At 42.2% G+C, this 18,088-nt stretch carries 18 protein-coding genes; 11 read left to right on the top strand and 7 right to left on the bottom strand.

Going from position 1 to position 18,088, the window contains the following annotated elements:
* Window positions 1-141: 141 nt before the first annotated feature.
* Window positions 142-1,572 (bottom strand): methyl-accepting chemotaxis protein, encoded by a 1,431-nt coding sequence (locus R7P74_RS06135; protein ID WP_005376380.1) that lies wholly within the window; start codon window positions 1,570-1,572, stop codon window positions 142-144.
* Window positions 1,573-1,886: 314 nt separating this feature from the next.
* Between R7P74_RS06135 and R7P74_RS06130 the strand changes: the two genes are divergently transcribed.
* From R7P74_RS06130 to R7P74_RS06120, 3 genes are all read left to right on the top strand, one after another.
* Window positions 1,887-2,060, top strand: a complete 174-nt coding sequence (locus R7P74_RS06130; protein ID WP_005376381.1) for a hypothetical protein — start codon at window positions 1,887-1,889, stop codon at window positions 2,058-2,060.
* Between the two features lie 81 nt (window positions 2,061-2,141).
* The gene (locus R7P74_RS06125) at window positions 2,142-2,744 is read left to right on the top strand and encodes an acyl carrier protein phosphodiesterase (RefSeq protein WP_005376382.1); all 603 of its coding nucleotides are present in this window, start codon (window positions 2,142-2,144) and stop codon (window positions 2,742-2,744) included.
* 67 nt (window positions 2,745-2,811) lie between these two features.
* Entirely contained in the window at window positions 2,812-4,071 is a 1,260-nt protein-coding gene (locus R7P74_RS06120; RefSeq protein ID WP_318122751.1) for a DEAD/DEAH box helicase, read from the top strand.
* Between the two features lie 27 nt (window positions 4,072-4,098).
* Here R7P74_RS06120 and R7P74_RS06115 read toward each other — a convergent pair whose 3' ends face one another.
* Window positions 4,099-4,887 (bottom strand): EAL domain-containing protein, encoded by a 789-nt coding sequence (locus R7P74_RS06115; RefSeq protein WP_258645169.1) that lies wholly within the window; start codon window positions 4,885-4,887, stop codon window positions 4,099-4,101.
* 187 nt (window positions 4,888-5,074) lie between these two features.
* A complete protein-coding gene (locus R7P74_RS06110; RefSeq protein ID WP_005376385.1) occupies window positions 5,075-5,707 on the bottom strand; it encodes a hypothetical protein in 633 nt (210 codons plus the stop codon).
* 183 nt (window positions 5,708-5,890) lie between these two features.
* Here R7P74_RS06110 and R7P74_RS06105 point away from each other — a divergent pair, with 183 nt between their 5' ends.
* From R7P74_RS06105 to R7P74_RS06095, 3 genes are all read left to right on the top strand, one after another.
* Window positions 5,891-6,133, top strand: a complete 243-nt coding sequence (locus R7P74_RS06105) for a DUF2164 domain-containing protein (protein ID WP_042520836.1) — start codon at window positions 5,891-5,893, stop codon at window positions 6,131-6,133.
* A gap of 174 nt (window positions 6,134-6,307) precedes the next feature.
* Window positions 6,308-6,847 carry a cytochrome b gene (locus tag R7P74_RS06100; protein WP_042520838.1) on the top strand — a complete coding sequence of 180 codons (540 nt, stop codon included), beginning with the start codon at window positions 6,308-6,310 and terminating at the stop codon, window positions 6,845-6,847.
* Complete coding sequence (locus R7P74_RS06095) at window positions 6,844-7,413, top strand: YceI family protein (protein WP_017634178.1); 570 nt, start codon at window positions 6,844-6,846, stop codon at window positions 7,411-7,413. The genes R7P74_RS06100 and R7P74_RS06095 overlap by 4 nt, the downstream gene beginning before the upstream one ends.
* A gap of 136 nt (window positions 7,414-7,549) precedes the next feature.
* Here the strand turns inward: R7P74_RS06095 and focA are convergent, their stop codons facing one another.
* Window positions 7,550-9,001: a formate transporter FocA gene (gene focA / locus R7P74_RS06090; protein ID WP_262634069.1), complete on the bottom strand. Its 1,452-nt coding sequence runs from the start codon at window positions 8,999-9,001 to the stop codon at window positions 7,550-7,552.
* 301 nt (window positions 9,002-9,302) lie between these two features.
* On the opposite strand from focA, the gene R7P74_RS06085 reads away from it, so the two are divergent.
* Both R7P74_RS06085 and R7P74_RS06080 read left to right on the top strand, forming a co-directional pair.
* Window positions 9,303-10,208 carry a LysR substrate-binding domain-containing protein gene (locus R7P74_RS06085; protein WP_005376369.1) on the top strand — a complete coding sequence of 302 codons (906 nt, stop codon included), beginning with the start codon at window positions 9,303-9,305 and terminating at the stop codon, window positions 10,206-10,208.
* 228 nt (window positions 10,209-10,436) lie between these two features.
* On the top strand, window positions 10,437-10,919 hold the full coding sequence (locus tag R7P74_RS06080) for a DUF1097 domain-containing protein (protein ID WP_017634175.1): 483 nt from the start codon (window positions 10,437-10,439) through the stop codon (window positions 10,917-10,919).
* Between the two features lie 153 nt (window positions 10,920-11,072).
* On the opposite strand, the gene R7P74_RS06075 is transcribed toward R7P74_RS06080, so the two are convergent.
* On the bottom strand, window positions 11,073-12,707 hold the full coding sequence (locus R7P74_RS06075; RefSeq protein WP_047103581.1) for an ATP-dependent endonuclease: 1,635 nt from the start codon (window positions 12,705-12,707) through the stop codon (window positions 11,073-11,075).
* A 268-nt stretch (window positions 12,708-12,975) separates the two neighbouring features.
* Between R7P74_RS06075 and R7P74_RS06070 the strand changes: the two genes are divergently transcribed.
* The 3 genes from R7P74_RS06070 (at window position 12,976) to R7P74_RS06060 (ending at window position 16,831) form a co-directional block, all read left to right on the top strand.
* Window positions 12,976-14,718 (top strand): bifunctional metallophosphatase/5'-nucleotidase, encoded by a 1,743-nt coding sequence (locus tag R7P74_RS06070; protein ID WP_213874222.1) that lies wholly within the window; start codon window positions 12,976-12,978, stop codon window positions 14,716-14,718.
* A gap of 622 nt (window positions 14,719-15,340) precedes the next feature.
* Complete coding sequence (locus tag R7P74_RS06065) at window positions 15,341-16,360, top strand: TerC/Alx family metal homeostasis membrane protein (protein WP_064354768.1); 1,020 nt, start codon at window positions 15,341-15,343, stop codon at window positions 16,358-16,360.
* Between the two features lie 279 nt (window positions 16,361-16,639).
* Complete coding sequence (locus tag R7P74_RS06060) at window positions 16,640-16,831, top strand: hypothetical protein (RefSeq protein ID WP_005376351.1); 192 nt, start codon at window positions 16,640-16,642, stop codon at window positions 16,829-16,831.
* A 185-nt stretch (window positions 16,832-17,016) separates the two neighbouring features.
* Here R7P74_RS06060 and R7P74_RS06055 read toward each other — a convergent pair whose 3' ends face one another.
* Both R7P74_RS06055 and R7P74_RS06050 read right to left on the bottom strand, forming a co-directional pair.
* The gene (locus R7P74_RS06055; RefSeq protein WP_005376350.1) at window positions 17,017-17,574 is read right to left on the bottom strand and encodes a PhnA domain-containing protein; all 558 of its coding nucleotides are present in this window, start codon (window positions 17,572-17,574) and stop codon (window positions 17,017-17,019) included.
* A 289-nt stretch (window positions 17,575-17,863) separates the two neighbouring features.
* On the bottom strand, window positions 17,864-18,073 hold the full coding sequence (locus R7P74_RS06050) for a YgdI/YgdR family lipoprotein (protein ID WP_017634171.1): 210 nt from the start codon (window positions 18,071-18,073) through the stop codon (window positions 17,864-17,866).
* Window positions 18,074-18,088: the final 15 nt, after the last annotated feature.

Here is an 18,088-nt window from a genome sequence, read left to right as displayed (position 1 = left end):
TTTCATCGGGTACAGCGAGAACTTGAGATTCACTTCAAATATCCACTTGGATGTCGTAGAAAATATCGAAGGTAATAGTTGAACACGGTTTAAAGAAAAGGGCTCCTTAAGGAGCCCTTGTTGATCATAAGTTCCACAATGTTATGCGGTGCGGTAGCGTTGTAATATCTCACCAAGAGAAACGGAGGCTTGCGTGAGATTAGCGACGCCAGCGGTAGATTGCTCCGCCACTTCTCTGATTGTGCTTGATTGACTACGAATTTCTGAAAGTTCCGATGCAATATCGTTAGCAACTGCGCTTTGTTCTTCAGCAGATGTGGAAATCTGAATGCTCATGTCCATTAATGAGCGTGCTGACTCGGCAATAGAGGTAACATCATGGCCGATTTCATCAATAAGCTGGCTGCTGGTTTGAGCTTGCTGAACGGTTCGGTTGGTGATTGAAGCAATGTTCTGGCTCTCAATTTGAAGCTTCTCAATCATGGCTTGGATCTCTACTGTTGCCTGTTGAGTTCTGCTTGCTAATGTACGTACTTCATCGGCAACCACTGCAAATCCACGACCTTGTTCACCAGCACGGGCTGCTTCGATTGCTGCGTTTAGTGCCAACAGATTAGTTTGTTCTGAAATGGCGTTAATCGTTGTGATCACGTCATTAATCTGCGTCGTATTCTCGTTTAAATTGGTTACTGACGTAGAGGCTTGTTCAATATAGCTAGATAACGTCTCTATCTCGCCAATCACGTTTTGTACACGGCTTCTGCTTAGTTCGATCTTCTGGGCATCTTGGTCTGACTGCGTCGTTGCTTGTTGAGAAATACTTGATACCTCCTTTGCAGAGGCTGTCATTTCTTCCATTGCCGTCGCGACTGAATCAAGCGTTTGATATTGATGAGATATCTGGGTTTCACTCAACTGCATATCTTTTTCGAATGCAGAAGATGTCTCGCTCAACATCGTTGCATTATTTTTAACACTATTAACCAGTTCACTTAAGGTATCCATAGACTTGTCTAGCGCACAGCCGATGGTACCGAATTCATCTCGACCAGGATGGAAACCAAGACGAGAGGTTAAGTCACCGTCACCAATTTTTTCGGTTGTTGTATATAAAACCCACAGAGCTCCTCCGATAAACGTTGCCACCCAGTAAGAGAATAGGGCAAAAGGAATAACCCATAAGAAGCTGAGTAATAGTGACGATAGAGCTGATGATTTTAACGATTCGTATTGTGTGGACACATTTTGAGTCAGCTTAATCACTTCTCCAGAATGCAACTTGGCATAAGCGGTCACAGACCCATCGACAAAAGAACTCTCGCTTACGCGGTTCGATTTCGATACGCCGTCAATTTCTGTAGCGCGGTTTGATTGAGCATCAACGATACCAGAAAGCTTCGCTTCGCTCGCCGAGATGGCTTGCTGCTCAAATTGTTGTATTTCATTGAAGTAGCGGCTTCCAGCCACTGAAGTGAGGGCTACTAAAAACAGTAGGAATATAACCCACATTTTGTCGTTGATAGACATCTTGATAAACAGCCTGTCTATCGTTCTAAACTCAACTTCTCTCATTTAAAGCTCCATTAGAGATAAAAGATATTGACCAAATCTATTGCTATATCGAAACAAAATATGCGAAGTTAATCAGCAAAATATGTAACGAATACTAAATTTAGTTTAAGAAATGAGATCTAAGGACGCCTATAACAGTATGTTATATCTTTAAATTGACATGAATGTTGATAAAAGAGTCATTTCTCTAAAGTGTTAAGCGGATATGAAACCTAATTGCAATCGTTTACTTTTGATTATGCTCATAGGTTTTTAAATCTTTACTTCTCGCTGTCATGAATGTGTCATATAAAGACTATAAAAAGGAGTTGCTGATGTGGATATGGCAAGAGTCAGGCCGTCAGCAAGTAAAAGCAAGAGAGCTTAAAATAAAGGAGGTCACAATGAGCGACCAATACCAAAACGATGAGAGCCTAGAGCTGCTAGATGCGCTTGAAATTGGCATTATCTTGTCGGAATACGTTGGCTCAGACAACGAAGCCGAATAGCGGAACACTCTCATCTCGTCGTAATTGACGTTATACTAGGTTCATGTCACACCAAGCCCTAGAGGCCAAAACTGGCGTCGAATGAACTTTCTAGCCCACCTGCATATCGCAGATCACAGTAACAGCCATTTATTGGGAAACTTGCTTGGAGACTTCGTAAAAGGAGATCCAAGCAAGCTGTATGAGCGCGATATCTCAAACGGCATCAGATTACATAGATTTGTTGACCGTATTACTGATCATCATCCAATCGTCAACGAATGTAAGCCTCATTTCACTGGTGTTGCGCGACGTTTTGCACCTATCGCTTTGGATATGTTTTGGGATCATTGCCTCGCAAAACACTGGAACGACTTTCATTCCGAGCCTCTCGAACACTTTGTCCAAACGGCATACGAGAGAGTAAACCGAGAGGTTCATGAACATTTGCCGCCACGTTTTTTGGTGCTCCACAGCAGAATGTGGCATGGCCGATGGCTTCAATCCTATCAAGATCTAGACAATATAGAATTTGCACTACATCGGATGTCGCAAAGAAGTCCTAGGATGGCAGACTTAACCACAACATTTAAAGTGATTGAAAGTGATTACACCGAATTAGAAGAGAAGTTCTCGTCACTTTATCGAGATGTTTTGCGCCAGTCGTATGATTTTCAGCAACAGCTTAATGACTCAACTCAATGAGACAGAAAAGTAGTATGGCTTTAGGGGCTCTGGTAAACTCTGCGCTCCAAAAATAATGAGGTTACACATGTCTGTTAATTTTGCTGATTTAGGCACCGAACAAAAGCTAATCGAGACGCTAGGCAATCTAAATATCGTGACGCCAACACCAGTGCAAGAAAAGTCAATTCCACACGTCCTTGCAGGAAAAAACTTACTTGCTGCTGCACAAACTGGTACGGGAAAAACGGCTGCGTTTGGTTTACCTATCATACAAACCGTTCAGCAAAAGAAACTTAACGGCACACCTCAAGCATTGATTTTGGTTCCAACACGCGAGCTTGCACAGCAGGTATTTGATAATTTGAATCAGTACTCGGCAGAAACAGAACTTCGCATTGTGTGTGTTTATGGTGGTACAAGCATTGGCGTACAAAAGAGAAAGTTAGAAGAGGGCGCTGATATTTTGATTGCCACGCCAGGCCGCCTTTTGGATCACCTGTTTAATGGTAACGTAAACATCTCTAAAACCGGTATGCTCGTGTTAGACGAAGCCGACCGTATGTTAGATATGGGATTTTGGCCTGACTTGCAGCGCATCTTCCGACGTTTACCTGCAGAGAAACAGATCCTATTGTTCTCTGCGACATTTGAGAAGCGAATCAAAACTATTGCGTATAAACTCATGGAATCGCCAGTTGAAGTCGAAGTTTCACCAGCAAATACGACTGCTGAAACGGTAACACAAATGGTTTATCCAGTGGATAAAAAACGGAAACGTGAATTGCTAGCGTACTTAATTGGCTCGCGGAATTGGCAGCAAGTGCTTGTATTTACAAAAACGAAGCAAGGCAGTGATGAGTTAGCGAAAGAGCTCAAGTTAGATGGCATCAAAGCGGTTTCTATCAACGGCGATAAATCACAAGGTGCCCGCCAAAGAGCTTTGGATGAATTTAAACAAGGTAAGGTACGTGCTTTGATTGCAACCGATGTGGCAGCACGAGGGTTAGACATTCAAGAGCTAGAACAAGTCGTGAACTTTGATATGCCATTCAAAGCAGAAGATTATGTCCATCGAATTGGCCGCACTGGAAGAGCAGGAAAGTCAGGTTTGGCGGTTTCTCTGATGAGTAGAGATGAGGAGTACTTGTTGCAAGCTATCGAGAATCTGCTTGATCAACGCTTACCCCAAGAATGGCTGGCAGGTTTCGAACCAAGTCTTGTAGAAGAAGTTGAGCCTGAACAAAATGGGGGTGGGCGTCGTCGTAGTCGTTCATCTGAGAAGCGTAAGCTAAAAGCAAAATTGGCGATTCATAAGAATCGTGGTAAATCACGTAGCTCTCGCTAAACCGCGCAAACTTTTGCTCTTACATAGTCAGGCTGTTTTTGCCTCTTCATAGGCGTCTAACGTTTGGGGGATAGCAAGTAGGTACCCTTGATACATATCGAAACCGAGCTTTTTCATTAAGCGAAGTTGATGCTCGGTTTCAATTCCTTCGATAACGGTTTTAGAGCATAACGCTTTTGCGAGTGATAATGCATCGTTAAGCGCTTTAAAATCACCGTTTTCATACCTTAGCAATAAAGAGCGATCCATCTTGATTATATCTGGGCAAACGCTTCTCACTCGCTCAGTTGTCGATGCATTGACGCCATAATCGTCAATCGCTAATTTAAATCCTTCAAGACTTAACTCCCGAGCAGCTTGAGACAAAGAGAGTTCATCCTCCACCTTCAATTCAAGTAACTCCATGACGATTTGTTCATTCATCAAATGCGATTCATAAATGGTTTGTTTTAGCAGTCGGTTATAAGTGATGTCTTTAACTAGTATCTCTGCCGCTACCGGTAATACATTGAGAAACAATTGTTTTGTGTGAAAGCGAGACTGAGAGAAATTTTTGATATGGATTAGGCGACTTAAGCGTTCAACGTTGAGCAAATCTTGAGTGGGAGTCGCTTTGGATTGGAAAAACTGATCTGGCCTAACCATGGTGCCATTGGCATTGCTAATTCTTACCAGTGCTTCAAGGCCAACGATGGAAATATCGTTCTTATATATGGGTTGAAAGACACTGCGGAGAGTGAAGTTCGCGTATTTCGCAATATACTGCCCGTCGGCTTGTTTCCGGATGCAACTAAGTAGTTGCGAGATGCTCATCATTGTTACCACAACCTAAATCAATGTCTCAACATCAGCGTTATCGCGCTAATTTTTCTATTTCATTGGCAATGAATCTAAGTGTGCTCATTAACTCAAGCAAGAACGATGGTAATGGATGGGTAGGTTTGTCGAGTGATATCAAACAAATTGATGAAATAATTGATAATCTCAGCACTTCAATTTGATGCTACCATTGCAGTACGGCATACAACTGCAAATATTTTCTGACCAACTGCTGTTTGTTCGAACGCCGTAAAGGATGCCCAAACTTAATGTAACAAGGGCTAATACCGAATCGAGTGTCCAACGATTGCGTGAGTTGCGACTCGCTGGTGTACAGTGTGATTCCTTGTTCTGTGTATTCGTTGATCTGATCGGGTAGTTCACCCATCCACCAATGAAGCAATTCTCGGCTCGTTTTGCTGCGACTTATCCAATGATCGCAAACCAAAAAGAGTAGGTCATTAGGCTGTAAGGCATAGCCATATTCACTCTGCCATTCCGTAATTGATGAGAGTAAGTTTTCCCGGCAAGATTTTCCGGCACTGACCATATGGTGACTCAGAACCCAGACAGTGCCAATGTCGGATGAAATTCGATAGTGATGGGGAAGGTCTGGAGAATCCAACACTTCGATTGGCTTTATCACGCAGTTGTATCCAAAGTGACGAAAAGTATGTTCCATCCTTCTTGAAAACGCGAGACCAAGATGATGCTCACTCATGCCTTGGTTATGCACCGCAGGGTAATGCTTTTCACACAGCTTAAGACAGTCGTCTTGAAAATCATTAACACTTTGAATAACTAGGTCGAGTAGCAAAGAATATCCCTTAATAATTACAAAACGAACTGCAAAAGGTTAGCATAGTCTTTTGAGAATAGACTAATTTACTTCGGCAACTTCTTGATCTAAACACCAAATTTCTCACAAATGACCGTGTCTAATCTTTAATAGAACAACACGAAAGAATCAGAAGTTGAACAAAAATTTGAAAGGGAAAAAATGATAAAGCTAGAGCGCGCACAAAAAGAGGCGTTGGCCACCGCCATTCAAGATTACATGCAAGACGAGCTAGATGTTGAAATTGGCCAGTTCGATAGTGAGTTTCTAATTGATTTTATTACAGAAAAACTAGGGCCAATTTATTATAACAAGGGTGTTGAAGATGCTAAGTTACTGGTTGAACGCAGAATGTTAGAAGTTTCCGAAGAGCTGTATGAGATAGAACAAGAAATTAAGCTGTAAGTTTCAGTTTTACAAACGATTTAAAGTTCCTTCAAAAAATTCGAACAACTTGATAGATACGGTACCATTGGCTGGATGTAAATGATGGTAAATAATCTGTTTCATATGACGTAAATAGGTTAATGTAGTGTTTCTTGCTCAGCATTAACTTAGGAATATATCTAGGAACTTGAGATGGATACACTGGTAAAGAATTACAACCTTACTGCACGCGTGATGCATTGGTTATCAGCGCTGTGCATTATTGGTCTATTTGCAGTGGGTTTGTGGATGGTCGACCTTAGCTATTACAGCGAATGGTATCGAACTGCGCCGCATTACCATCGCTCTGTCGGTATTTTACTCGCTATTTTAACTTTGGTACGCATCGTATGGAAACATGTGACGGCGTCACCAAAGGTAGAAGGCAAACGTTACGAAGTGCTTGCTGCTAAAGCAGCGCATGGTGTCATGTACCTACTATTGGTCACCATCTTTGTTTCAGGTTACCTCATTTCAACGTCTGATGGACGCGGCATCGAAGTGTTTAATTGGTTCACCGTGCCAGGAGCGGGAGAGTTATTCCCAGGCCAATCAGATATTGCAGGTGAGATTCACTTCTATGCAGCTTGGGCAGTCATCCTGATTGCAGGTTTACATGCTATTGCTGCACTAAAACACCACTTTATCGATAAAGACAACACATTAAGAAAAATGTTAGGAGCTTCAAAATGAAAAAGTCACTTTTCGCTACAGGATTAGCTATCGCTATGGCACTGCCATTTGGTGCGCAAGCTGCAGATTATGTCATCGATACCAAAGGTGCTCACGCTTCAATCAACTTTAAAGTTAGCCACTTGGGTTACAGTTTCATCAAAGGTCGTTTCAATACATTTTCTGGTGACTTTTCTTTTGATGAAAACAACATTGCTGACTCAAAAGTAAATGTTGTTGTTGATACAACCAGCCTAGATTCAAACCATGCTGAACGTGACAAACACATTCGTAGTGGTGATTTCATCGATGCTGGTAAATACAGTGAAGCAACCTTTACGAGCACAAAAGTGGTTGATAAAGGCAATGGCAAATTAGATGTAACTGGTGATCTAACGCTACACGGTGTTACTAAGCCTATTACTATTGAGGCTGAATTCGTTGGTGCTGGTAGTGACCCATGGGGCGGCGAGCGCGCTGGCTTTGTTGGCAACACTCGCCTAGAGCTTGCTGACTTTGACATCCCAGTAATGGGTGCTTCAAGCTACGTCGATATGGAACTTCATATCGAAGGTATTAAGAAGTAATTAGTTCCTTTTAGATACACTAAAAGCGCTCTTCCTTGAAGAGCGCTTTTTTATTATCTTAATCACATCACTAACATCGATAAACCCGTCAGTGATAGCGATTGAAAGCCAATAAACGTTGTAAATGTTTAGCGAATTACGCTGTTTCTAACTCGCTTTTTTCCACTAGGTTTAAACGCTCACCAAAAATCGGGCGTAGTGCTTTTAATACTTCAGTACGAGTAACCACCCCGACCATCTGCCCATTTTCAAGCACAGGAAGCACTTGTGGCTTACTTACTTTGATACTTTTAGCGCGTTCTTCGAGAGACAAAGACGTCAAGCGAGTGGCGATACCCATACTGCTCGCTGGGTACAACTGCTCTTTATCGATACATAGGAATTCCACAACATCAACGAGGCGATCATCAGCGTCAATTGCGACCACATCTCTGCTCATGATGTCGACGACTTTTTGGTCTTTCACCGGAATGTAGTCCTCACACCATAGTTCTACCATCACATCGTGAGCAGAGAAGAAGCCAACTAATCGATTTTGTACGTCTACAACAGGTGCGCTAGTTACGTTGTTATCAAGTAACACATCCAGCGCGGCTGCAATTGGCGTTTCTGCACGAATGGTGATTGGTTTTGGGTTCATAATGTCTTTAACAAAAGAGGCATTTTTCATGGTGAAATCCTTAACTGACGACAGTGTTGTAGTTGTAGTGATAGAAGAAATATTCGCTGCTTTTAGTTCTGGTCGGCGAAAAATACACCAGTTTGAAAGGCCAACTAATACCGCTCCGCCGACGATGTTGCCAAGCGTGACAGGAATTAAGTTAGCGGTAATAAAGTGGCTAATGTTTAGGTCTGCGTATTGTGACGCAGGCATACCGACAGATGCCCAAAAAGATTCAGGTGCAAAATTCGCGATAACAATACCAAGTGGAACCATAAACATGTTCGCAACACAGTGCTCAAAACCGCTGCTGACAAACATTGCCACAGGCAAAATTGTCATTGCTGCTTTTGTCATTGCATTTGCAGAACTAAATGTTAGCCAAATCGCTAGGCAGACCAATAGGTTACAGAGAATGCCGAGTGCAAACGCTTGAATGAGAGTGTGGTGAAGTTTGTGTTGTGCGATGTTAAGCGCATTTAATCCCCATTGACCGCTATCCATCTGATAAAGACCAGCAGCAGTAACCAGCGCAAGTAGGAACATCGCACCAATAAAGTTACCAACGTAAACTTTGCCCCAGATCGAAAGCATCTTACCGAACGAGATTTGCTTATTGGCCCAAGAAATACTGGATAGGACGGAGCTGGTAAATAATTCACCACCGCAGATCACTATGAGGATCAATCCCATGCTAAATGCGAGTCCACCAGCTAGGCGGCTCAAGCCCCAACCAGCGCCCGTACTGCCGGTGGTCACCGTGATGTAAAACAAGAATGCTAACCCGATGAACGCGCCGGCCATAATCGCGAGGCTTAATGTCATACTGCTGGTTTTGTTTGCCTTACTTAACGCAAATTTTTCCGCTTCAACCATCATCTCTTTTGGAGAAAAATACTGGTGATTTTGAGAACTGGTCACCGCCATATTGACTCCTTAATTTGTAATCGCATAAAAAATCCTTGGTTATTAACTCAAAAATGAAATTGTTGTTTTTATTAAGAGCCTCAATGACTTCGGTTTCAAAACCATTGAGGCTTGCGGTGTTCCCGAACCGCGTACTCAGAATAGGGAGAACGGTTAGTAAGGTAAAATTGATAATATTTAGAAACCTCATCAAATTAATTGATAACTTTACGGGGCTAGGTAAAATGAACTCTATTGCTTATTGGGGCATGCTTTAACAATTGTGGGGATTGGGAAATACCCACTAATAATGGAGGACACTTTGCGCTACTCACTTAAGCAATTAGCGGTTTTCGACGCAGTTGCAGATACCGGCAGTGTAAGCCAAGCCGCAGAAAAATTGGCTTTAACACAATCAGCGACGAGTATGTCGCTTGCGCAATTAGAGAAGATGCTTGGCAGGCCGTTGTTTGAGAGGCAAGGCAAGCAAATGGCGTTAACCCATTGGGGGATGTGGTTACGACCAAAAGCAAAACGCTTGCTACAAGATGCATTGCAGATTGAAATGGGCTTCTATGAGCAACATTTATTGAGCGGTGAGATTCGTATGGGAGCGAGTCAAACCCCAGCAGAGCACTTAGTTCCCGACCTTATCAGTATCATTGATAATGACTTTCCAGAAATGCGTATTTCCCTCGGTGTACAAAGTACAAAAGGGGTGATTGATGGGGTATTAGATTACAAGTATGACTTAGGGATTATTGAAGGGCGCTGTGATGATAACCGTTTACACCAAGAAGTATGGTGTCGTGATCATCTTACTGTTGTCGCAGCTTCTCATCATCCTTTTGCGCGTAATCAGTCTGTTAGCCTTGCGCAGTTAGAGCAAGCGAAGTGGGTACTAAGAGAGCATGGCTCTGGCACACGAAAAACATTTGATAGTTCCATTCACCACCTTATTGAAGATTTGGATGTGTGGCGCGAGTATGAACACGTTCCGGTGTTACGTAGTTTAGTTGCTAATGGTCAGTACCTTACTTGCTTACCGTATTTAGATGTAGAGCGATATATAGAAGCAGGTCATCTTGTGGCATTAAATGTACCTGAGTTAAAAATGGAAAGGACGCTTTCATTTATATGGCGCTCAGATATGGCAGAAAACCCATTAGTCGACTGCATTAAAAGAGAGGGGCTGCGAATGATGAAAGGGAAGCCTTCAGTTCTTTAAAGGTTGATTAAACATGCCTACGAGATGAGTTGGGTTTATTCCCCAAATCTGTTGATTTATCGGTTGCGTCAAACTTTTAATGTAAATTGTGAAAATAATAATATCTTATTGTGATCAGTATCACCGATAAGCTGAGCTGATGTATCTAACATGTGTCCTTGATTTCAATGTATGAAGGCAGTTATTGAACCATATAGGTACGATAATAGCCGAGCAGGTATGACTACCATGACGACACTTTTAGCTATTTCTATCACTACTGGAATTTTATCTGGCGTATGGGGTTGGATCGCCATCTCTTTAGGTTTGCTTTCTTGGGCTGGTTTTTTAGGTTGCACGAGCTACTTTGCAGCGCCAACGAGCGGATTGAAAGGACTAGGCATCAGCTTAATCACCAATATGACAGGCGTATTCTGGGCAATGGTAATTATTCACGGTTCCACTTACGTGGGGTTGGAAATTATTGGCTATGTGATTACCGCTATTGTGGCATTCTTCATGTGTATTCAAGCTAAACAGGCTTGGCTCGCGTACATCCCTGGTACTTTTATTGGTTCATGCGCAACATTTGCGGCTGACGGAAACTGGCAACTTGTCATTCCATCGTTGTTGCTAGGTGGTGTGTTTGGCTATCTAATGAAAGCGACAGGGCTATGGTTGCATACGAAATCAACCGCTACTTCTTCTTCGCTTGCTGAGCAAGCACAGTAGTGAACCCCCGATCTTATTGGTATCCACTGTGTATTGAGTTTTATCCCTCTCAATACCCTTAATCAAAATTAATGATGTTTGATACAAGCACACCAAATTGGTGTGCTTTTTTTGTATTACAAGACAATACGCTGAGTGTAAAATACGTCTAACTCATGTATTGCCGTTGGCCATGGTAACAACGCGTTTAAGTGTCCAGCGCAGAAGAACAGGAATACACTCCATGCCTTTCTCTTCACAATGAGAAACAATAGCCAAAGCTAAGTCCGGTTTTGCATGTTTTTTCAAAACACGATTTACGACTTTTTTAGCAGGGATAGGGTGGTCATGAGGAACTTTGATGATGTCCTTAAAGAAAAGTTCAAAACCATTGTTGTACAGAAAGTGCTCGATGTCTCGGTCGGGTAACTCCGTAAGTCGATGCCTTTCCTGATCATGGTCGAGCTGTGCTCGCACTGCATGCGCGTACTTTTTCCCTGCTGGGTCGCCATCGGTAACGACATGCCAATCAATACCAAACTCTTTTGCTACTTTGATGAGTGATTTTAGACCTGATTGAGCAAACTCAACGATTTGAACCCCTTCGGCAGCCAAGTCATACCCGCATTGACGAGCCAGTTCATGAAAAAGCCAAACTTCGGTTTCGCCCTCAACAAGTAACCAGCACCGCGCAAATAATGCTCCTGAACGATGAAAACGAATATGGAAACCAATTCGGCGCAGCTCATCTCGACCAAACTTTGTTGAGTTTAAACTCTTAGCGATGGTTCTGTCTGATAGCCGAATTAAACGTCGAATTGAATACAGTGGAACAGAACCGAGTAACGTGCCACTGTTGGTGGTTAATATCTTTTGCATTGGCAACAATTGCAATAAGGACCACGCTCTCGCTAGATGAGTTGGATGCAGTCGACCTTCTGGATCTTCAATGATCAGTATTGGTCTCGCACAGCGCCTTAAATCGGTGGGACCCTTAGCTTGAAGATAGGCATTGAGTAACCCCATTAAAAGCAAACGGCTTTGTTTGTCATTGGTTTCTTTCAAGAACTGACTCAAACCTTTATCAGAGGAAGGGCTTGTATAGAAAAGACCATCACGAGGTTTGCGTGGGTTACCTTTACTGACACTTCTGAACGCAAAATAGTGTTCAACAAGCGTTTGCATTGAGTCGAGGCTACTACGAATCTCACCTTTATTTACATGGCCAGGCATAGCCAATAAGCGTCGACAGGTGTTGTTGATTCGTTTTTCAATCCGAGCATTTTTACCATCGCCGTTGACATGGTTTAAATCTGGGAAGCGTCGGGAGTCACGTAGTCGGATTACAGGATGAAGTGTCATTAACTCAATAGCGAGTTTCTCTGAGTGGTGAAGTTTTTTGGGTTTGCCGTTATGATCCAAAAACGCGTACTCTGTATTAATGCCGTGCTCATCGCGAGACGCACTAATACGATAGTAAATGACTTGCTCACCATCTTCGTTGGTGCACCATGTAGGCTTTATGCGTCTGTAGCGTCCCGCTTTTACTTCGTTTTTATCCTGTGCTTTAAAACAAACAATGATCTGTAAGTGTTGTGTTTGTGGATGAGAAATTGAGTAGTCAACGTGAAAATCTTTCAGTTTGAATTGATACAATGAGCCATTGGCAGGTAATGCGATGGAAAGGGCATCGAGTAATGATGATTTGCCCCACGTGTTTTCACCGATAAGCGTGGTGAGTTCGTCAAAAGAGAGTGAAAGGCGTTTGATGCCTCTAAACCCGGAGATTTCGATGCGTTCTAGTCTCATCTCAATCCTCCTTGCAATTATTTGAATTATCGAGAGTTATTTTGCTACTCCTAAGCATATATGAATTCGAAATTTTTGAGTTAAGCTCAGTTCACAAAATTACGAGAGCCTCTTACTGAATAGAGACCGTTACAAGCGAGGCTTGCTTTCAAAGCCGGGGGACAGCATCGTGATCACTTAAACATGAAACCCTAAATCGCAGTTTCATAAAATTCATGATTCTGTCATGATTCACTTCTTATTATTATAAGGAATGAAAAAAGAGAAGATGAAGATGAATAACAATCATAAGCCAGTGAGAATCAAACTGGCACACATCAATGACACACATTCCTACTTTGAACCAACGTCATTACAGTTAAAGCTTAAGATAAACAATGAACTCACGCTAGAGCCTTATGTCAGTGCTGGCGGCTTTTCTCGTATCGCAACCCGAGTCGAGCAGTTAAGAGATGATGCTCAGCGCCAAGGTCATGGGATGTTGTTCCTCCATGCCGGAGATTGCTTCCAAGGTACGCTGTATTTCTCACTATTTAAAGGCAAAGCCAATGCCGACTTATTGAACGCATTAAAGATTGATGCAATGGCGTTAGGTAACCATGAATTAGATATGGGGAATGAGCCAGTTGCATTGTTTTGCCAACGTACTCAGTTCCCATTGCTTGCTGGCAACTGGGATTTATCCAATGAATCACTTAAAAAACCTCACCGTATCAGTGATTGTAAGGATGTATATAGTTACCAACCGGATACACAGAGCGCTCAATACATTGTTAAAGAATTCCATGGTGAGCGGGTCGCGATTTTCGGATTATCCATAGATAAAATGAGCGACATCGCAAACCCTGATGCAGACACGCCTTTTCACTCAGCAATTGAAACCGCCAAGGCGACCGTAAAACAAATCCATTCATCAGGTATAAAAAATATTATTCTTCTGAGCCACTTAGGTTATGAAGGTGATTTAGAGTTAGCTGAGCAAGTCGCAGGTATTGGTATAATTGTTGGTGGACACAGCCACCGGTTGCAAGGTGATTTTTCATCAATAGGGTTAGGACAAGACGATCCCTACGGTATCAAAATTAATGATACCTATGTGGTGCAAGCGGGTTTCCATGCTTTGACAATGGGGCACTGCGTCATTGAGTTTGATGAACACGGTAAAGCAACGATGTTGAGTGGACAAAATGAACTGTTGCTTGGCCGACGTATTTTTTGGGACTCGACGCTAAACCAACAGCTCGACCAAGGTGTATTCGAAACCGCGTGCGACTTCATCCATGGTCAACCGAATGTCGTGGTTTGTAAGAAACACCCGGAAACTCAAGCTATCCTGAGCGATAAATATATTCCTCAGGTTAGGCAGTTACAGTCACAAGTCATTGCTAGTGTTGACACCAAAAAGCGTCATGTGAGAATTCCCGATGAATTTGGTGAGAGTGAGTTGGCTTCCTCCGTTGCCCGATCATTTCTGCACTGTTTAAACAAACGTGGATATGACGTTCAATTTGCAATTCATAATGCGGGTGGCGTGCGAACCTCTTTGAACCCTGGCAACATCACAGTGGCAGACATTGCCGGACGGCTGTTGCCTTTTGCCGTTCCTATCGGCTTTTACGATGTAAAAGGCAGCGCTATTCGCCGTGCACTTGAAGGCGCGATAAATAATGCACTCAACAATGGCGTAGAAGGCACTGGATCTGGCAGTTATCCGTACACTTACAATTTAAACTTCGAGTACCACGCAGATGCCCCAAAAGGTGAAAGAGTTCAATCATTAGTGATTTTTGATGGTAAACAATGGGTAGGTGTTCAAGATGATGTTTGGTATCGAGGGACTTCTTCTGCCTATACGATGAAAGGGAAAGAGGGGTACGACGCATTGCAGGAGATGAAAGGAGAAGGGCGTGTGACCAGTTTGTCCATGGCTGATTGTTTTATTGAACTCCTGACCGATGAGTCAAACTGTTTGAATCAAAGTCACAAACTTTACACAAAGCGACGTCGATAATAGATATTGGTATTGATTTTGCTGCTCTCCACTTACTACATGGGTTGATGAGGATGGCAGTATGTGGAATAAAGATTGGGCAGATACGGCAGTCGTGGTTGCCTGGATCGCAATTTGGTCAACACTGGTCTACTTTGTGCCTCTAAGCGGCTTTTGAATTGCTAAGAATGTGGATGTTACAAAAGGGAGCAGTAATGCTCCTTTTTTGTATCTATCTTCCCCGTTAGGGCCCTAACTAATGAAGAGTTTGTCTTGAGCCATTTGCTGCTTTTTGTCTGTTTACTATAGTTCAGGTGTTTGAATCCATTTCTTTCTTTTTATAGTGCTTCCTGATTTTTGATAAGAATTTTATTTCGATAAGACAAGGTTTTTTTGTTGGAAAGCCTGACGCTCGGCGTTATTATGTCGGCGTTTGGGGAGTAGTTAGCGCAAGTTTACTTATCGTCATCTCGTTAAGCATCAGCTTATCCGGTAAGTAAAGGTGTTACGTGGTTCATTCACGTCAACACTTCAACGAGACCAACGCATTCATTGACTAGCAGCACATAATCGTTATGTGGCTGTTGGTTGTTATTGTCTGCGGAAGGTCACCAAACGAAGTCCTTCCGCCATGGGAGGAAATATGTCTCTTATCGAAAATACCACCCAATTGAGCCAATCGGTGCCTCTTCAAGAATCATTAGCGATGTATGGTGCTTTTGGTTTATTTACCCTTGTTCTTGTTACGCTTGATATCTATCAAACACGTGGTGGCGTTATCACGATGAAAAAAGCCATCGTTTGGAGTGTTTTTTGGTTCTTGCTTGCCTTTGTTTTTGCAGGTTCTATTTATTTATTCTGGGACTTTTACGCGCCACATAGCGCTTATACGAACGACAAAGCAACGATTTCATTCTTAACTGGTTACTTACTAGAGAAGTCGCTAAGCGTGGATAACTTGTTTGTGTTTGCCATCATCTTTGCACAATACAGTGTGCCGGAGCACTTGCGTCCGAGAGCATTGCTTTGGGGGGTGATAGGTGCGCTAGTTTTACGCGCTGTCATGATTGCGGTTGGTGCTCAGTTACTTGCACAGTATCACTGGGTATTGTACTTATTTGCTGCTTTCCTTATTTGGACAGGTGTTAAGCTAGCTCGCGACAAAGGCGAAGCAGAAGAGGTTAATCCATATCCGGAGCAGTTGATTCGAAAGGTATTGCCAGTTACAGATGACTACCAAGGAAATCACTTAATCTTAAAGCAAGCTGGTAAGTGGGTGGCAACACCGATGCTGATCGTTGTTGGTGTCATTGCAGTAATGGACGTTATGTTTGCGTTGGATTCTATACCAGCTATATTCGCGGTAACGCGAGAGCCATTTTTAGTCTTAGCCGCGAACGTATTTGCATTATTGGGTTTGCGATCGCTGTACTTTGTTCTTCAAGCAATGTTAGACAAGTTTGTATACTTAAAACCAGCATTATCAGTAATCATGATGTTTATCGGGGTAAAAATGCTATTGGTTGGAACAGAATATGAGATTCCGACAACATGGTCTCTCACATTTTTAGTTGTTGTGATGACATCGGCAGTGGTGGCATCACTCCTAAAAAATAAAGCGAAGCGTCAAACTAGCGTTAATATTACTAATCAAAAAATATAAAGTAAGCACTAAAATCAAAAGAAATAACGAAAAATATTGTTAAATATATGTTGTTGCTTAAGGGGCGATTATGCAGGTAATGTTCAGTTATTCAATGTAATTACAGCAATTGTGATTATTTATGCCGTTATTATTCATTTGTATTTTTGAGTTTTGTAATGAGTTTGTTTTATTAGAAATTCTAATTTGAATGGGTAAAATTTGTCATTTCTTAAACAATAAGAAACTGACTAATATACAACCAACTAAACAGACTACTGCTTTTAAAGAGAGGCAATCATGGCACAAGCAATGCAAATGACAAATGTAGCTTTACCAACCTCTATGGATAAGAAAACCTACGCGGTTAACTTCAAAGGACTGATTGCTCACTTACTGGACATTCTATTTGTAGATAACACTGCGCCACGCAGTTACTACGCAGAAGACTTGTCAGCACATATTCAAAAAGACATCGGTATGTACCGTTAATATTGAAATAGTGTAAGAAATACCGGCCTATGAGCCGGTATTTTTTTATTTGTAAAACATGCCTACTCAACCTACGCCCTAGAAAAGAAACACTCTAGAGGAGGTAGACATGATAGTAGATTAAGTGTTGTATAGAAAAACGGGGCACCATTGGTGCCCCGTTTTGACATGACTGAAGTGCGATATTACTTCTTGCGGCAGTATTCTGCGATCACGTACATCGACTGACCACCATTTGCCTTACCCGAAACTAGCTTTGGATCATCGCCAAGGCTAATACCACGAATCACTGTACCTTGTTTGATTACTTGGTTAGTGCCTTTTACTGGTAGGTCTTTAATTACTGTTACATCGTCACCTTTCTTAAGTTCAGTGCCGTTACAGTCAACCGTTTTATCGTCAGCAGACATCCCTTTCATTGCCCAGTTCATTTGCTCTTCTTCCATGTACATCATGTCAAGAGCATCTTGAGCCCAGCTTTCTGTGTTTAGGCGAGTGAGTTGGCGCCATGCAGTCACTTGTACAGCAGGAACCTGGCTCCACATGCTTTCGTTTAGACAACGCCAGTGGTTAATGTCTTTTGGCTCATCGATCTCACCCAGACACTTATCACAAACCATGATGGCAGTATCAACCGTCACATTACCGTGAGGTGGGACAGCGTATGCAGTTAGTTGAGATTCAGAAGAACACAGTTCACATTTTGACTCGCAGCGCGCAAGCAGAGTAGCTTCAATAGACATAAGGACTCACCTTAGTAATGTTATTTTGTGGCGGTATTATCCACTTTATCCTGAGAAATAAAAGGGTGTTAGCGAATTAAAGACTAGATTTTACAATACTCCAACCTGATTAAGGTGAAGATGTAAAATATTCGCTAAATAAATAATACGGAAGTATAAAAGACACTATTAATTGTTTTGGCTTATGAATTAGTTGTGTCAATTTCTACAACGATTACAAGCCTAAAAGAGGTAAATGTAGAGAGAGGGTGGCTAGAACATAGCCCTCTAATTTACAGAGGGCCTGTCGTTAACGTTCGACAATCTGGACAATTTGTTCTTTTGAAATACTCATTTCTTTACCATCCATGTCTTCATACTCGTACATACCCGTTTCCTCGTTCAGGTCTGGTTTACCGTAAGAGGTAATAATTTTCCCTTCATTTGTCGACATCAGATACTGGCTACTTCCGCATGCAGAAAGAAGTAATACAGTGGCAATAACAGTCAATACGCGCATAGAGTTTTCCTTTTA

Source organism: Vibrio sp. 2033 (genome assembly GCF_033339735.1).
Note: the sequence above shows the minus strand (reverse complement) of the source record. Positions and strands in the feature narration are given on the sequence as shown.

Bases quoted from the DNA above. Each gene is read 5' to 3' on its own strand.
- R7P74_RS06135 (WP_005376380.1), bottom strand. From the start codon at position 1,572: ATGAGAGAAGTTGAGTTTAGAACGATAGACAGGCTGTTTATCAAGATG.
- R7P74_RS06130 (WP_005376381.1), top strand. From the start codon at position 1,887: ATGTGGATATGGCAAGAGTCAGGCCGTCAGCAAGTAAAAGCAAGAGAG.
- R7P74_RS06125 (WP_005376382.1), top strand. From the start codon at position 2,142: ATGAACTTTCTAGCCCACCTGCATATCGCAGATCACAGTAACAGCCAT.
- R7P74_RS06120 (WP_318122751.1), top strand. From the start codon at position 2,812: ATGTCTGTTAATTTTGCTGATTTAGGCACCGAACAAAAGCTAATCGAG.
- R7P74_RS06115 (WP_258645169.1), bottom strand. From the start codon at position 4,887: ATGATGAGCATCTCGCAACTACTTAGTTGCATCCGGAAACAAGCCGAC.
- R7P74_RS06105 (WP_042520836.1), top strand. From the start codon at position 5,891: ATGATAAAGCTAGAGCGCGCACAAAAAGAGGCGTTGGCCACCGCCATT.
- R7P74_RS06100 (WP_042520838.1), top strand. From the start codon at position 6,308: ATGGATACACTGGTAAAGAATTACAACCTTACTGCACGCGTGATGCAT.
- R7P74_RS06095 (WP_017634178.1), top strand. From the start codon at position 6,844: ATGAAAAAGTCACTTTTCGCTACAGGATTAGCTATCGCTATGGCACTG.
- focA (WP_262634069.1), bottom strand. From the start codon at position 9,001: ATGGCGGTGACCAGTTCTCAAAATCACCAGTATTTTTCTCCAAAAGAG.
- R7P74_RS06080 (WP_017634175.1), top strand. From the start codon at position 10,437: ATGACGACACTTTTAGCTATTTCTATCACTACTGGAATTTTATCTGGC.
- R7P74_RS06075 (WP_047103581.1), bottom strand. From the start codon at position 12,707: ATGAGACTAGAACGCATCGAAATCTCCGGGTTTAGAGGCATCAAACGC.
- R7P74_RS06070 (WP_213874222.1), top strand. From the start codon at position 12,976: ATGAAGATGAATAACAATCATAAGCCAGTGAGAATCAAACTGGCACAC.
- R7P74_RS06065 (WP_064354768.1), top strand. From the start codon at position 15,341: ATGTCTCTTATCGAAAATACCACCCAATTGAGCCAATCGGTGCCTCTT.
- R7P74_RS06060 (WP_005376351.1), top strand. From the start codon at position 16,640: ATGGCACAAGCAATGCAAATGACAAATGTAGCTTTACCAACCTCTATG.
- R7P74_RS06055 (WP_005376350.1), bottom strand. From the start codon at position 17,574: ATGTCTATTGAAGCTACTCTGCTTGCGCGCTGCGAGTCAAAATGTGAA.
- R7P74_RS06050 (WP_017634171.1), bottom strand. From the start codon at position 18,073: ATGCGCGTATTGACTGTTATTGCCACTGTATTACTTCTTTCTGCATGC.